We start from the raw sequence: 14,709 nt of genomic DNA, 5'->3' as shown, positions 1-14,709 counted from the left end.
CTGCCGGATGGATGGGACTATTCATGGGCAATTGCATGCAAACCCTGTCCGAGACCGTCACGCTGCTGGCCTCGGACGACACCTGGATCGAGGGCACCGCGATCCAGCAACTTCACACCACCGCTGCGCTGCCGGGCATGGCCCGGGTGGCCGGCATGCCGGACCTGCACCCCGGTCGCGGCTATCCGGTGGGCGCGGCTTTCTTCTCCGTTGGCCGCCTCTATCCGGCCCTGATCGGCGGTGATATCGGCTGCGGCATGGCGCTGTGGCGAACGGACCTTGCCGTTGGCAAATTGAGCGCCGACAAGCTGGACAAGCGACTGGGCAACCTGGATCGCCCGCTGGACGAGGACTGGCGCGAGCGGGTGGCGGCGCTGGGGCTGCCGGCCAATGGTTTCGACGCCGCGCTGGGCACCATCGGCGGCGGTAATCACTTCGCCGAGCTGCAGCGGGTGGAGCAGATTTACGACACCGAACGCACCGCCGCGCTGGCGCTGGACCCCAAGCGCCTGCTGCTGTTGGTGCACAGCGGTTCGCGCGGCCTGGGCCAGGCCATTCTGCGCGAGCAAGTGGACCGGCACGGCCACGCCGGTCTGCTGGAGGGCAGTACCGATTTCCTCGCCTACCTGGCCCGCCACGACGAGGGCCTGCGCTTTGCCGAGGCCAACCGGCGGCTGATTGCGCAGCGCATGTTGGAGCGCTTGCGCGCCAATGGCGAGCCACTGCTGGACGTCAACCACAACCTGGTGTCGCCGGCCCGCATCGGCGGCCTCGACGGTTGGCTGCACCGCAAGGGCGCGACGCCGGCGGATGCCGGCCTGGTGGCGATTCCCGGTTCGCGTGGGGATTTCACCTACCTGGTGGAGCCGCTGCCCAGCGAGCTGAGCCTGTTGTCGCTGGCGCACGGCGCCGGCCGCAAGTGGATGCGCAGCGAGTGCAAGGACCGGTTGTCGCGGCGTTTCAGCCCGGCGCAACTGATGCGCACCCGCCTGGGGGGACATGTGATCTGCGAGGATCGGCAGTTGATCTACGAGGAGGCGCCGGAGGCCTACAAGCCAGTGGACAGCATCGTCGACACGCTGGTCCGGGCCGGCCTGGTGCGACCGCTGGCACGGTTGGCTCCGGTGTTGACCTATAAAACCCGCGGGGAGTGCTGCTGATGATTCTGCTGCAATTTTCCGCCGCCCAGGGACCGGAGGAATGCTGCCTGGCCGTGACCAGAGCGCTGGGGCGCTTGCAGCTGGAAGCCGAGGCGCAAGACGTACGCTTGCAACTGCTGGAGCAGGAGGCCGGCCCGCGAGCGGGTACGTTGCGTTCGGTGCTGCTGAGTCTGGAAGGCTCGGACGCCGAAGCGCTGGCAGCGCAATGGACGGGTACGTTGCAGTGGCGGGCGACCAGCCCCTACCGGCCGCGCCATCAGCGCAAGAACTGGTTCATCGGCGTGGCGCGCTGCCCGGAGCCGGCCTTGGGGCTCGAAGGGGAAATCCGTTTCGAGACCCTGCGTGCTTCCGGTCCCGGCGGCCAGCATGTCAATCGCACCGAGTCGGCGGTGCGGGCTACCCACCTGGCCAGCGGTATCAGCGTCAAGGTGCAGTCCGAGCGCAGCCAGCACGCCAACAAGCGGCTGGCATTGCGCCTGATTGCGCTGAAACTGGAGCAGTTGCAGCAGCAGGGCGCAGCCGACGCGCGTGCGGCGCGACGTTTGTTGCACCACCAGTTGGAGCGCGGCAACCCCAGCCGGGTGTTCGTTGGCGAGCGGTTCGAGCCGCTGGGTTGAAGCCGCGAGGGCGGCGGCGGGCTTGCCGGCCCCTTCGTAGGCAAGCCAGGCTACTATAGGGGCGTGGGCTGCGGCAGGATTATCAATGTGCCTGTTGGGCGGTCTTGTGGTGTTGCCAGGCTCGTATCACCGTCTCTTGTAGCTGTTCGAGGCTGCCGTCATTGACGATCAGCACATCCTCGGGCAGGCGCGCCACGCCCAGTTCGGAGGAGTGGGCATTGACCCGCTGCAGGTTGGGGCGGGTGATGTGCCAGATGACGCCATGGTGTTCGCGCAGGTACCGGGCTTCGTTCTCGAAGCGGATGTCCTTGATGATGATCGTCGAGGCGCTCGCCGGCAGGGGAGGACGGCGCTTGAGCGGGGTCAGCGGCAGCTGGCCGCGTTTGGCCGCATAGTCGGGGTCGAAGGCCAGGGCGTGCCGTTCGATCAGGGCAACGGCATCCCGTGGGGAAATGTCCCAGCTCGGATCGACTTGTGCGTAATGCTGCGGGTCCCAGATCTGCCCATCGGAAAAATCGAAGAAGGCCTGGGCCGCCAGGCGGAAGGGTGCGTCGGTCGCGGACAGGTCCGCGGTGCCCGACCAGGTGCTGTCGTCCCGCGGTGGATTGATCTCGCGATCCGCCCGCTGCAACCAGTGGTCTGGGTTATGATTGCGCATCCACTCCGTGCCGACCTGCTGGAAGAACTCGCGCGGGGAGCGGTTCCACAGGTCAATCCTGCGCTCTTTTACTGTATCGTCCCAGGTTTGTTCATCGCTCAGGCCGAAGAGGGCCTGGCAGCCGACCTTGAGCGGATCGGCCAGGGCAAAGGCGGCAGTCTCCGCCTGTGCGAGCAGCATTGACGCTACCGTGTCCTTGCCGGATCTGGCGAGTGCGGCGAGCCCGATGATGGTTCTCAAACTGTTGCTCCTGAAGCCTTGCCAGGGCGACCGGCGCGGACGGCCTCCCTGTTCACCTGTTGTCGAAAGGATACCCATACTGCTGTGTTTAGATTTTTTATCAAGATAAAACAACAGGCTGGCGCACCATGGGGCGTGATTGCGACGGGGTTGCAGCATGGCTGAAGCCTATCCCTGGCAGGACACCCTCTGGCAGCAACTGGCCGGCCGTACCCAGCATGCCCATGCCTATCTGCTGCATGGCCCGGCCGGGATCGGCAAGCGCGCGCTGGCCGAGCGGCTGATGGCGCTGCTGCTGTGCAAGAGCCCGGCGGGCCTGGAGGCTTGCGGGCAGTGCAAGTCGTGCCTGCTGCTGGCGGCCGGCAGCCACCCGGACAACTACATCCTCGAGCCCGAGGAAGCGGACAAGGCGATCAAGGTCGACCAGGTGCGTGACCTGGTGGCGTTCGTCGCCCAGACCGCGCAACTGGGGGGGCGCAAGGTGGTACTGATCGAGCCGGTGGAGTCGATGAACATCAACGCCGCCAACGCCCTGCTCAAGAGCCTGGAAGAACCGTCCGGCGATACCGTGCTGCTGCTGGTCAGCCACCAGTCCAGTCGGCTGCTGCCCACCGTGCGCAGCCGCTGCGTGCAGCAGGCCTGCCCGCTGCCGGGCGAGGCGATGAGCCTGCAATGGCTGGCCACGGCCTTGCCCGAGTGCAGCGAAGAGGAGCGGATGGAACTGCTGACCCTGGCGGCGGGTTCGCCACTGGCTGCCGCGAACCTGCAGGCCCAGGGCGTACGCGAGCAACGGGCGCAGGTGGTCGACGGGGTGAAGAAACTGCTCAAGCAGCAGATGTCGGCGACTCAGCTGGCCGAAGGCTGGAACGCCATTTCGCTGTTGCTGCTGTTCGACTGGTTCTGCGACTGGTCGAACCTGATCCTGCGTTATCAACTGACCCAGGACGAGGAGGGCCTCGGCCTGCCGGACATGCGCAAGGTGGTGCAGTACCTGGCGCAGAAGGCGTCGCGGGAAAAGGTCCTGAATATCCAGGACTGGATCCTCGCCCAGCGCCAGAAAGTTCTGAGCAAGGCCAACCTCAACCGGGTACTGCTGCTTGAGGCCCTGCTGGTGCAGTGGGCCGCTTTGCCTGCTCAAAACTGAGGTAGAATCGACTTATCCGCATTTCGGGAGTCCGCATGAACGAACCTATTGGTCCTGGCCCGCGCAACGGCATCCTGTCATTGACCATCAAGGACAAGTCGGTGCTGTACGCGGCCTACATGCCCTTTATCAAGAACGGCGGCCTGTTCATCCCCACCAACAAGAGCTACAAGTTGGGCGACGAGGTGTTCATGCTGCTCAACCTCATGGACGAGCCGGAGAAGATTCCGGTCGCCGGCAAGGTCACCTGGATTACTCCCAAGGGCGCCCAGGGCAATCGCGCCGCCGGTATCGGCGTGCAGTTCAATGACGGCGACAACACCGCCCGCAGCAAGATCGAAACCCATCTGGCCGGTGCCCTGAAGTCCGACCGTCCCACTCATACGATGTAGTTGCCACCTTTCCCATGCTTGTAGATTCCCATTGCCACCTCGACCGCCTGGACCTGACCGCGCACCAGGGCTCCCTGGACGCCGCCCTGGAGGCTGCGCGCCAGCGCGGTGTCGGTCATTTCCTGTGCATCGGCGTCAGCGCCGACAACGCCGCCGAGGTGAAGGCCCTGGCCGAACGTTATGCCGATGTCGACTGTTCGGTCGGGGTGCACCCGCTGGACGTCAAGCCCGACGCGACCCCGGCCCTCGACTGGCTGCTGCGCGAGCTCGATCATCCGCGGGTGGTTGCGATTGGCGAAACCGGCCTGGACTATCACTATGAGCCGGAGGCGGCCGAGGTCCAGCAGGCATCTTTCCGCCTGCACCTGGAGGCGGCACGCAAGACCGGCAAGCCGGTGATCGTGCATACCCGCAGTGCCCGTGCCGATACCCTGCAACTGTTGCGTGAAGCGCAACTGCCCCAGGCGGGCGTGCTGCATTGTTTCACCGAGGACTGGGACATGGCCAAGGCCGCGCTGGACCTGGGTTTCTATATCTCGCTGTCGGGCATCGTCACCTTCCGCAATGCCGATGCGCTGCGCGATGTGGCACGGCAGGTGCCGGCCGACCGTCTGCTGGTGGAAACCGACTCGCCGTATCTGGCACCGATTCCCCATCGCGGCAAACCGAACCTGCCGCAATACGTGCGGGAAGTGGCGGAATACCTGGCGATGTTGCGGGGCGTGCCTTACGAGCGTTTTGCCGAGCAGACCACCGGGAACTTCAAGCGACTGTTTCCGCTGGCGCATGTGGCCTGAGGGGTCGCCGGCTCGAATCGCAGGCAAAAAAAACCCGGGTTCTGGGGGGTGAATCCGGGTCAAGACCATTAGGAGTAAAACAAAGGCGCGCGGTCCATTGGCACCTTTATCGACGTGACACTTGGGGGATATGCCCGTCGACATTTGAAGTATTGGTCAGTATCGCGGTACGTCCAGTCAGGCCTGCTCATTTTTTAAACAGATTTGGAATACATCCGCTTCCCTTGAGTTCTCACATGTTCAGCCGGGGCGCGGGCCTTGTCGTAGAGCGACGCAGCGTGACCCGAACGAAGACTTTTTGACTGGCGAAGGCTGATTCGTCGACAGTGAAAACGAAAAGCCGCTGATGATTCGTGCAATTTGGCGCGGCTCAGGCATAATACTTCGCTTCGATTTTGCCCCTACAGACCTTTTTCTTATGCACAAAGAACCCCGTAAGGTCCGTGAGTTTCGTCGCCGCGAGCAGGAAATTCTCGATACCGCGCTAAAGCTGTTCCTCGAACAGGGTGAAGACAGTGTCACCGTCGAGATGATCGCGGATGCCGTCGGTATCGGCAAAGGCACCATTTACAAGCACTTCAAGTCCAAGGCGGAGATCTACCTGCGCCTGATGCTCGACTACGAGCGCGACCTGAACGAGCTGCTGCACTCGGCCGACGTCGACAAGGACAAGGAAGCACTCTCCCGTGCCTACTTCGAATTCCGCATGCGCGACCCTCAGCGCTACCGGCTGTTCGACCGCCTGGAAGAGAAGGTGGTCAAGGGCCACCAGGTCCCGGAGATGGTCGAGGAACTGCACAAGATCCGCGCCTCCAACTTCGAACGCCTGACCCTGCTGATCAAGGGCCGTATCAGCGAAGGCAAGCTCGAGGACGTTCCTCCGTACTTCCACTACTGTGCCGCCTGGGCGCTGGTGCACGGCGCGGTCGCGCTGTACCACTCGCCGTTCTGGAGCAACGTGCTGGAAGACCAGGAAGGCTTCTTCCAGTTCCTGATGGATATCGGCGTGCGCATGGGCAACAAGCGCAAGCGCGACACCGATCATTCGGTAGCCTGAGCTCTATACTTGTCACTGGAAGGGACTTCCGAGAAAGAACTTGCCAAAACCTGATTTTGGAGTCAGGTTTTGGTGGGTGCGGTGTCTTGATGTCACGCTGCACCTGTAGGAGCCGGCTTGCTGGCGATAGCGACCTGTCAGTCACGGATTGGCCGTCTGACATCCTGCCATCGCCAGCGAGCCGGCTCCTGCGGGGTCCGAGTCTGCAAGTTTCCAAGTTCTCCGTCGGAGTGTCCCATGATCGTTGACCGTCAAGGCAGGCGTTTTCGCAATCTGCGTATCAGCCTGACCTCCGCCTGCAACTACGCCTGTACCTACTGCGTGCCCAATGGCAAGCGGCTGGTGGCGGCCCAGGACGAGTTGTCGGCCGAAGCGATGGCGCGTGGGGTTGCCTACCTGATCGAGGCGGCGGGCATCGAGCGGCTGCGCATCACCGGTGGCGAACCGCTGGTCAGTCCAAAGCTGGAGGCCTTCATGGGCGCGGTGGGCAAGCTGGGGCTGGACGACATCAGCCTGACCACCAACGGCCAACTGCTGGCGCGCAAGCTGCCGCTGCTGCTGGAGGCGGGGATCCGGCGGATCAACGTTTCCCTCGATACCCTGGATGCGGATGCCTTTCGCGGTATCGCCCGGGGCGGCGACCTGGCCAGCGTGCTCGATGGCATGGAGCAGGCGCGGGCGGCCGGGTTGAAAATCAAGGTCAACATGGTGCCGTTGCGCGGGCAGAACCTGGACCAGGTGATGCCGCTGCTCGACTACTGCCTGGCGCGCGGTTACGAGCTGCGCTTCATCGAGCTGATGCGCATGGGGCATCTGGCCAGTGACCACAACGCCTTTCTTCAGCAGTTCGTCAGCCTCCAGCAGTTGCTGGAGTTGATCGGCGAACGCTACGCCTATCTGCAGGCCAATGCGCCGGTGGATGCCACTGCGGTGCGCTACGAGATCCCCGGTCGTGGTCATTTCGGAGTGATCGCCAACGAAAGCGTACCGTTCTGCCGCACCTGTTCGCGCTTGCGGCTGTCTTCCACGGGGTGGCTGCATGGCTGCCTGTCATCGAGCAACCGGCATTATGTCGGCGACCTGCTGGACAAGCCGCGCCATGAGGCCCTGCCGGCGTTGCAGCGCCTGCTGGTCCGGGCGTTGGGCGACAAGCAGTCGGTGGCGTTTTCCGGTGGCGCGACGGTGATGAAGATCATTGGTGGGTGATCGGCCGGGCTTCCTGTGGGCCCCGTTCGCGGATGAATCCGGCCCCCAGGGGGCACTGCGGTGATCACCAATCTTGTAGATGCCTCACAAACCCGTGGGCACCGGATTGATCCGCGAACAAGGCCGCCGCTGTCCTGCAAATCCCGACTCCCCATCAATCTGGCGCGGAAGCTGCATCCTGGGGCTGTTCGCCGGTTTTCCGTCACCGGCCTCTGGAGGATTAGGATGCGTAGCCTGGTTATGCTGCTGGCGCTGTTGGCGCTGGGCGGCTGCATGAAAGTCAGCGATCTGGGAGAAGGGGCTCGTTATCAGATGAGCGACGCAGGGCTGCTCGATCATAGCGATACGCGCCGCATCCACTCGTTCCGCATTCAGCCGGACTCCTTTATCTACATCGCCCAGGGCGCGTTCGCCCCGCCCGGCAGCGCCTACCCACGGCCCAACGTGGTGGCCGAAGAAGCCTTCAACGGCTTCGTCGAATACTTCCCGATGGTCCGCCGCGCCCGCGCCCCGGTCGGCCTCGACCAGGCCATGGCCGAGGCCCGTTCGGCCGGTGCCCACTACCTGCTGTACACCCGTTTCGCCAAGGCCGACGACCGGATCGGCAACTATGACGAATGGGCCGACCAGGAAGCCGTCGACCGCCTTGGCGTTGACACCGGGGTGATCCAGATCATGCTGATCGAGACCGGTACCCAGTACCTGATCGACACCGCACGGATCAGGAGTCGTGGCGGTTTACTGACGTTCCATGACAACAAACCGCAAGACCTGATCGCCAAACCGCTGGCAGAATATGCCCGTAGCCTGCTGGGCTTGAGCGATCAGTAAGTCATTTCGGAGCGGACATGAGTGAATCAGGCAAGGCCAACGACCTGTTGGCGCAGATCCCCGGGACGGAAAAGGGGCTGCCACCGGTTCACCTCTGGAACCCGGATTTCTGCGGCGATATCGATATGCGCATCGCCCGCGACGGCACCTGGTATTACCTGGGCACGCCGATCGGGCGCAAGCCGATGGTCAAGCTGTTCTCCACCATCCTGCGCCGCGAGGGTGACGACTATTTTCTGGTCACCCCGGTGGAGAAGGTGGGCATCAAGGTCGACGATGCGCCGTTTGTCGCGGTGACCCTTGAGGTGCAAGGGCAGGGTGAGGCGCAGCAACTGCGTTTCACCACTCAGGTCGACGAGCAGGTGACGGCCGGTGCCGAACATCCGATCCGGGTGCTGATCGATCCCCACAGCGAAGAGCCGGCACCCTACCTCCTTGTGCGTAGCAACCTCGAGGCGCTGATTCACCGCAATGTGTTCTACCAGTTGGTCGACCTGGCGGTGACGCGGCAGATCGATGGCCAATCCTGGTTGGGCGTGTGGAGCGGCGGCGAGTTCTTCCCCATTGGCCTTGAGCCCTGAGGCCTCCCGTAACCGGGTTTTTGTGCGCTTTCTTGCTGCCGCCCTCTTGTGTAGGAGCAGGGCTTGCCCGCGAAAGCGGCCTTGAGATCGCCAGTGGCTTTGCGGCAAGCCGCAGGCCCTGGTGGCCTTGTGGGCCAGTCCGTTCCCGCAGGCTGCGCAGGCCTCCTGAACCCGTTCGTCAGACCACCATTCATCTTCCGGCAAGATAAATTTCTTGCAGCCACACGCCTCTTTCGGTTATCAAATTGTACATGATTAGACATGTCCGATTTGACAAGAAAAAACGGGTGGTCGATGAGCTCATCCGGCGCATCGAAAGCGGTCTTCTCGAAGACGGCTTTCTGTTGCCGGGCGAGCATCAGTTGGCCGAAGAATTCTCGGTGAGCCGTGGCACGCTGCGCGAAGCCCTGGCCGAGCTCAAACGACGCAACTACATCGCGACCCAGAGCGGCGTCGGTTCGATCGTCACCTACGACGGCATGACCCTCGACCAGGGGGCCGGCTGGGCCCAGGCCCTGGCCGATACCGGCGCGCGTATCGACACCGAGATCCTGCGCTTTGAGGCCGTGCGTCGGCCGGACCTGCTCAGCCGCTACGGCACCGAGCAGTTCATCGCCCTCGACCGGCGTCGGCGCAACCCCGAAGGGGTCGTGGTGTCCCTCGAATATTCGCTGATGCCGGCCAGCGGCGGCCTGGAACGCCTGCCCGAAACCGGCCTGATCGACGACTCCCTGACCATCACCCTGGCCGCCCATGGCTTCATCGGCCAGCACGGCGACCAGTGGATCGGCGCCGAACCCCTCGGCGAAGTGGAAGCCGAACGCCTGGGCCGCCCGGTCGGTACGGTGTTCCTCAAGGCCCTGCGCACCACCTACGACCGCCAGGGACGTTTCATGGAGCAGGTCGAAAGCCTGCTCGACCCCCAGCATTTCCGCCTGCACCTGGCTTTTGGAAACCCGACATGACCCCGACCAGCCGCGCCCTTGGCGCTTTCTACGGGCTGGCTCTGGGCGATGCCCTCGGCATGCCGACCCAGTCCCTGAGCCGCGCGCAGATCCAGGCGCGTTTCGGCAGCATCCGCACCCTGGTGGAGGCCGGCCCGGATCAGCCGATCGCGCCGAACATGCCCGCCGGCTCCATCACCGACGACACCGAACAGGCGATCCTGGTCGGTCAGTTGCTGATCGATGGCCAGGGCCATATCGAGCCCGCCGTGCTCGCCGAACGGCTGATCGCCTGGGAGGCGGTGATGAAGGCCAAGGGTTCCCAGGACCTGCTGGGGCCCTCGACCAAGCGGGCGATCGAAATGATCCTCGCCGGCCACAGCCCCGAAGAAGCCGGGCGCTACGGCACCACCAACGGTGCGGCGATGCGCATCACGCCGGTGGGGATCGCCGCCGACATCGCCCGGCCCCAGTACTTTATCGACGCGGTGGTACAGGCCTGTCAGGTGACCCATAACACCACCCTGGGCATCGCCAGTGCCGCGGCGGTGGCCGCGGTGATCTCCAGCGGGATCAATGGCAAGGGCCTGGTGCATGCGCTGGAGGCCGGCACCGAGATGGCCTTTGTCGCCGAGCGGCACGGGCACTGGGTCGCCGGTGGCCGCATCGGCCCGCGCCTGCGCTGGGCCCGGCAGCTGGTCGCCGATTGCGCCGACTCGGAACTGGCCGACCTGCTCTACGACGTGGTCGGTACCTCCGTGGCCAGCCAGGAGTCGGTGGTGGTCGCCTTTGCCCTGGCCCAGCGCGTGGCCCGCGGCCAACTGAGTGCCTTTGACGCCATCTGCCTGGCCGCCAGTATCGGCGGCGACACCGATACCATCGCCGGCATCCTCGGTGCCATGCTCGGCGCCTGTGACGGCCTGGAGTGCTGGCCGGCCGAACTGATCGCGCAAATCATCGAAGTCAACGGTCTGGAACTGGTCCCGCTGGTCCAGGGCCTGATCGCCTTGCGTACCGCCTGACGCAACAACCCGCAATGGATTGCAGACCGCCGGGGCTGAAGGGGCGCACGTTCCCCCACGCCTCGTGCATTGCCCACAACCACAACAATGGCATCAGGAGCAGAACAACATGACCTCATCAAACGCCGGGCAAAGTGCCGGGCAGTTGGAAATCCGTGGCATCGAGCCGGCTCCCGAGGCCGAGTGCAATGGCCATCCCCTGCAACTGTTCTGGGTCTGGTTCGCCGCCAACATCAGCATCCTCGGCTTGCCGCTGGGCGCCACACTGGTGGCCTTTCGTGGCCTGGCGATCTGGCAGGCGATCATCGTCGCAATCATCGGTGCGGCGGGTTCCTTCGCCGTGGTCGGGGTCATCTCGATTGCCGGCCGTCGCGGCCGTGCACCCAGCCTGACCCTGTCACGGGCGATCTTCGGGGTACGCGGCAACATCGGCCCGACCCTCGTCTCGCTGATGTCGCGCCTGGGCTGGGAAACGGTCAACACCACCACGGCGGCCTTCGTGCTGCTGTCGCTGTGCTCGATCCTGTTCCACTCGCCGGTCGAGGCCAAGAGCGCGCCGCTGCTGACGCTGTTGTTCATCGCCATCTTCGTGCTGCTCACGCTGTGCGTCTCGGGTCTGGGCCATGCGACCCTGCTGGTGATCCAGAAATGGGCGACCTACGTGTTCGGCGCCCTGAACATCCTGGTCGGCGGTTTCCTCTGCGCCACCATCGACTGGAACGCGGTGTTCAATGCCACGCCGGCCCCGCTGAGCGCGATGATCATCGGCATCGGTACCATGGCCGCCGGCACCGGGATCGGCTGGGCCAACGCCGGCGCGGACATGTCGCGCTACCAGCACAGGAGCGTCAAGGCCGGCCGCCTGGTGGCTTCGGCGGCCTTCGGTGCGGGTATCCCGCTGGTGTTGCTGATCACCCTCGGCGGGCTGCTGTCGGTGGGCAACCATGACCTGGCCCAGGCCAACGACCCGATCATCGCGATCCGCGACATGCTGCCGACCTGGATGGCGGTACCGTACCTGATCACCGCCTTTGGCGGCCTGCTGCTGTCGAACAACCTGTCGGTGTATTCGGCGGGCCTGACCACCCTGACCCTTGGCCTCAAGGTCAAGCGCGTGCATGCGGTGATCGTCGATATCGTGGCGATCTTCGCCGGCTCCATCTACTTCATGCTGATCGCCGACAGCTTCTACGGTCCGTTCATCACCTTCATCTCGCTGCTGGCGGTACCAATCACCGCCTGGGTCGGGATCTTCGTGGTCGATCTGCTGCACCGCCAGTACTACAGTGCCAGGGACCTGATGAACGTCGGGCCGGGCAGCGCCTACTGGTATCGCGGCGGCGTCGAGTGGCGTGCCTGCGGTTCCTGGGCCGTGGCCATCGTGCTCGGCTTCAGTTTCACCACCATCGGCACCACGGCGCAAAACGTCTGGTTCCGCGGTTTCCTGTCCGACTCCTGGCTGGGCCACAATGGTTTGGGCTGGGTCGTCACCTTCCTGGTTGCAGGCGGTCTCTACGGCCTGCTGGGCGGCGCGGCGGACCGTCGTGCCGCCCTCGTGGAAAATGCCAATGGCTGAGGATGGCTGCCTGTGAGACGCAACCCCCGATTGCTGCATTCCGGCCAGGTCATCGTCGACCTGGTCATGGCTGTCGACCAACTGCCCGGCAGCGGTGGCGATGCCCTGGCCCATTCGGCCACCTTCGAGACCGGTGGCGGTTTCAACGTCATGGCCGCGGCGCAGCGCAACGGCCTGCCGGTGGTCTACCTCGGTCGCCATGGTACCGGCCGTTTCGGCGACCTGGCCCGTCAGGCGATGACCGCCGAAGGCATCCGCATGGCGCTGGAGCCTGATGCCCGGCGCGATACCGGGCTGTGCGTGGCCGTGACCGATGCCAGCGCCGAGCGGACCTTCATCTCCCATATCGGTGCCGAGGGTGGGTTGTCGGCCGAGGATCTGGCGCGGGTGCCGGTGCAACTCGACGACTACGTCTATGTCAGCGGCTACAGCCTGCTGCAGCCGAACAAGGTCCAGCCGCTGCTGGACTGGCTGCTGGCATTACCGCGCGAGGTGGTCGTGGTGTTCGATCCGGGGCCGTTGGTGGACTCGCCGGAGGTTGCGCCGATGGCTGCCCTGCTGCCGCGCATCGATATCTGGACCAGTAACGCCGATGAGGCCCGGCGTTTTACCGGGACCGTGCAGATCGGCAGGGCGCTGGAAGGGTTGGGCCGGTTGCTGTCGGAACAGGCGCTGCTGCTGGTGCGTGATGGTCCGCAGGGTTGCTGGATCAGCCGGGCAGGGCAGGTCGAGCAGGTGCCGGGCTTCAAGGTGCAGGCCGTGGACAGCAACGGTGCCGGCGATGCCCATGCCGGGGTGTTCATCGCGGCGCTGGCCAACGGCCTTACGGCCAGTGAGGCGGCCCGACGGGCCAATGCCGCAGCCGCCATTGCGGTCACCCGCTGGGGGCCGGCGACGGCGCCGGGGACAGGGGAAGTCGATGCGTTGCTGGTGGCGCAAGGAGATATTGCCGGGCAGCCGACCCGCTGATACCAGCACAACGTGACAGCGTGCTGACATGCAGACGTCGGTCTGGCCGGCTGTCGATGAAGTAGCGCGCCCTTACGGGGCTCGCACCTTCGTATTGCCAGAGCAGTTCGTGGGTTTCTCCCGCTCGGTGTTCATACAGGGTCACGGTCTATGAGTAGGCTTCCACCCCGCTTGCCTGGGAGCGTGCGCCGACACATAGAGAGGGCAGGGAATGCTTGTCGCTGTTCATCGCTGTCTCCTTTTCCGTCTGGTGAGCCACGTCCTTTGCCGATTCCGGACGGGCACCCCGGATTTAGCGCTGAACAGGGCGGTTTGCCTAGCTGTCAGAAATGACAGGTGCCTGGTCTTTTCAGCGCTTCACCGGGCGGCGAAAGGGACGCTGTTCGCGGCGGGTCGATCCATGAAAAATTGACGGAGATCCATACTGTGGGTGTTTTCCGGGCGGGTTGAACAGGAAACACTGGAAACCGGCGCGGCTGCTGTTCTACCCTACCGCGTTAGCTTCCCTTTCCCGACACCAGGATTCCGGTTTCTGCCCCGGGCCACCTGTGTGCACAAAGGGCAGCGTTCTTCCCGACTCTTGTGACGACGCCTGTGAAACTCATCATCATTGCTGTTTACGTACTGTCCATCGCGTATGTACACCTGCGCGGCCAAGTCCGGCACAAGCTGGGCCGCCAACTGAGCGACCACTCCAGCTTCCTGGCCCCGATCAACTGCTTCCTCTACCTGTTCTCGAAGATTCCGAGCCGCCCCTACCTGGAGGTCAAGGACTTCCCGGAATTGAAGCCTCTGCAGGACAACTGGCAGGAAATCCGCGAAGAGGCCCTGGCGCTGCTGCGCGCCGGCGAAATCAAGAAGTCCGAGCGTCCCGATGACGTGGGTTTCAACTCTTTCTTCAAGACCGGCTGGAAACGCTTCTACCTGAAATGGTACGGCGACAACCACCCGTCGGCCCTGGAGTTGTGCCCGCGCACCACCGAACTGCTCAACAGCATCGGCACGGTCAAGGCGGCGATGTTCGCCGAACTGCCACCCGGCTCGCGGCTGGTTCGCCATCGTGATCCCTACGCCGGCTCCCTGCGTTATCACCTGGGGCTCGAAACCCCGAACGATCCGGGCTGCTACATCAACGTCGACGGCCAGAACTACCACTGGCGCGACGGCGAGCCGGTGATGTTCGACGAGACCTTCATCCACTACGCGGAAAACACCACCGACAAGGACCGGGTGATCCTGTTCTGTGACGTCGAGCGGCCGATGCAGTACCGCTGGGCGGCGGCATTCAACCGCTGGTTCAGCCGCAACGTGATGGCTGCCGCCGCGGCGCCGAACGGCGACGGCGACAAGACCGGCGGGATCAACAAGGCCTTTACCAAGCTCTACGGCATCCGCCAGCGCGGCAAGGCGCTGAAGAAGACCAACCGCACGCGCTACTACCTGGAGAAGTGGGCGATCTTCGGTGGTCTGCTGGCGTTGTTCCTGCTGATCTAGTACCGCGATCCAGGGCGATGA

General features: G+C 64.3%; 15 protein-coding genes. 14 read left to right on the top strand and 1 reads right to left on the bottom strand.

Annotation, left to right across the window (positions count from 1 at the left end; genetic code table 11):
- The first annotated feature begins 23 nt into the window (after positions 1-23).
- Together PF66_RS13700 and prfH are read left to right on the top strand one after the other, a co-directional pair.
- A complete protein-coding gene (locus PF66_RS13700; protein ID WP_054062994.1) occupies positions 24-1,160 on the top strand; it encodes an RNA ligase RtcB family protein in 1,137 nt (378 codons plus the stop codon).
- A complete protein-coding gene (gene prfH, locus PF66_RS13695; RefSeq protein ID WP_054062993.1) occupies positions 1,160-1,777 on the top strand; it encodes a peptide chain release factor H in 618 nt (205 codons plus the stop codon). Before PF66_RS13700 ends, prfH begins: the two co-directional genes overlap by 1 nt.
- Before the next feature lie 82 nt (positions 1,778-1,859).
- Here the strand turns inward: prfH and PF66_RS13690 are convergent, their stop codons facing one another.
- The gene (locus PF66_RS13690) at positions 1,860-2,615 is read right to left on the bottom strand and encodes a deoxynucleotide monophosphate kinase (protein WP_054062992.1); all 756 of its coding nucleotides are present in this window, start codon (positions 2,613-2,615) and stop codon (positions 1,860-1,862) included.
- A gap of 217 nt (positions 2,616-2,832) precedes the next feature.
- Here PF66_RS13690 and PF66_RS13685 point away from each other — a divergent pair, with 217 nt between their 5' ends.
- From PF66_RS13685 to lpxO, 12 genes are all read left to right on the top strand, one after another.
- On the top strand, positions 2,833-3,819 hold the full coding sequence (locus tag PF66_RS13685) for a DNA polymerase III subunit delta' (RefSeq protein ID WP_054056830.1): 987 nt from the start codon (positions 2,833-2,835) through the stop codon (positions 3,817-3,819).
- 35 nt (positions 3,820-3,854) lie between these two features.
- Positions 3,855-4,211, top strand: coding sequence for a PilZ domain-containing protein (locus PF66_RS13680; protein ID WP_017905754.1), 357 nt, complete (start codon positions 3,855-3,857; stop codon positions 4,209-4,211).
- 14 nt (positions 4,212-4,225) lie between these two features.
- Positions 4,226-5,008 (top strand): TatD family hydrolase, encoded by a 783-nt coding sequence (locus PF66_RS13675; protein WP_054062991.1) that lies wholly within the window; start codon positions 4,226-4,228, stop codon positions 5,006-5,008.
- Positions 5,009-5,426: 418 nt separating this feature from the next.
- The gene (locus tag PF66_RS13670; protein WP_010447155.1) at positions 5,427-6,065 is read left to right on the top strand and encodes a TetR/AcrR family transcriptional regulator; all 639 of its coding nucleotides are present in this window, start codon (positions 5,427-5,429) and stop codon (positions 6,063-6,065) included.
- Positions 6,066-6,302: 237 nt separating this feature from the next.
- On the top strand, positions 6,303-7,271 hold the full coding sequence (locus tag PF66_RS13665; protein WP_054056832.1) for a GTP 3',8-cyclase MoaA: 969 nt from the start codon (positions 6,303-6,305) through the stop codon (positions 7,269-7,271).
- Between the two features lie 225 nt (positions 7,272-7,496).
- Entirely contained in the window at positions 7,497-8,102 is a 606-nt protein-coding gene (locus PF66_RS13660) for a DUF4823 domain-containing protein (protein ID WP_054062990.1), read from the top strand.
- 17 nt (positions 8,103-8,119) lie between these two features.
- Positions 8,120-8,683, top strand: coding sequence for a DUF1285 domain-containing protein (locus tag PF66_RS13655; RefSeq protein WP_054062989.1), 564 nt, complete (start codon positions 8,120-8,122; stop codon positions 8,681-8,683).
- Between the two features lie 251 nt (positions 8,684-8,934).
- The gene (locus PF66_RS13650) at positions 8,935-9,648 is read left to right on the top strand and encodes a GntR family transcriptional regulator (RefSeq protein WP_054056835.1); all 714 of its coding nucleotides are present in this window, start codon (positions 8,935-8,937) and stop codon (positions 9,646-9,648) included.
- On the top strand, positions 9,645-10,649 hold the full coding sequence (locus tag PF66_RS13645) for an ADP-ribosylglycohydrolase family protein (RefSeq protein ID WP_054062988.1): 1,005 nt from the start codon (positions 9,645-9,647) through the stop codon (positions 10,647-10,649). The genes PF66_RS13650 and PF66_RS13645 overlap by 4 nt, the downstream gene beginning before the upstream one ends.
- 109 nt (positions 10,650-10,758) lie before the next feature.
- Complete coding sequence (locus tag PF66_RS13640) at positions 10,759-12,225, top strand: purine-cytosine permease family protein (protein WP_054062987.1); 1,467 nt, start codon at positions 10,759-10,761, stop codon at positions 12,223-12,225.
- A gap of 12 nt (positions 12,226-12,237) precedes the next feature.
- Entirely contained in the window at positions 12,238-13,194 is a 957-nt protein-coding gene (locus tag PF66_RS13635; protein WP_081009850.1) for a PfkB family carbohydrate kinase, read from the top strand.
- A gap of 594 nt (positions 13,195-13,788) precedes the next feature.
- Positions 13,789-14,688 carry a lipid A hydroxylase LpxO gene (gene lpxO / locus PF66_RS13630; protein WP_054061103.1) on the top strand — a complete coding sequence of 300 codons (900 nt, stop codon included), beginning with the start codon at positions 13,789-13,791 and terminating at the stop codon, positions 14,686-14,688.
- The last annotated feature ends 21 nt before the right edge of the window (positions 14,689-14,709 follow it).

This window comes from Pseudomonas asplenii (assembly GCF_001293465.1).
Lineage (GTDB): Bacteria > Pseudomonadota > Gammaproteobacteria > Pseudomonadales > Pseudomonadaceae > Aquipseudomonas > Aquipseudomonas fuscovaginae_B.
This window is presented reverse-complemented; position numbering and strand designations above follow the sequence as displayed.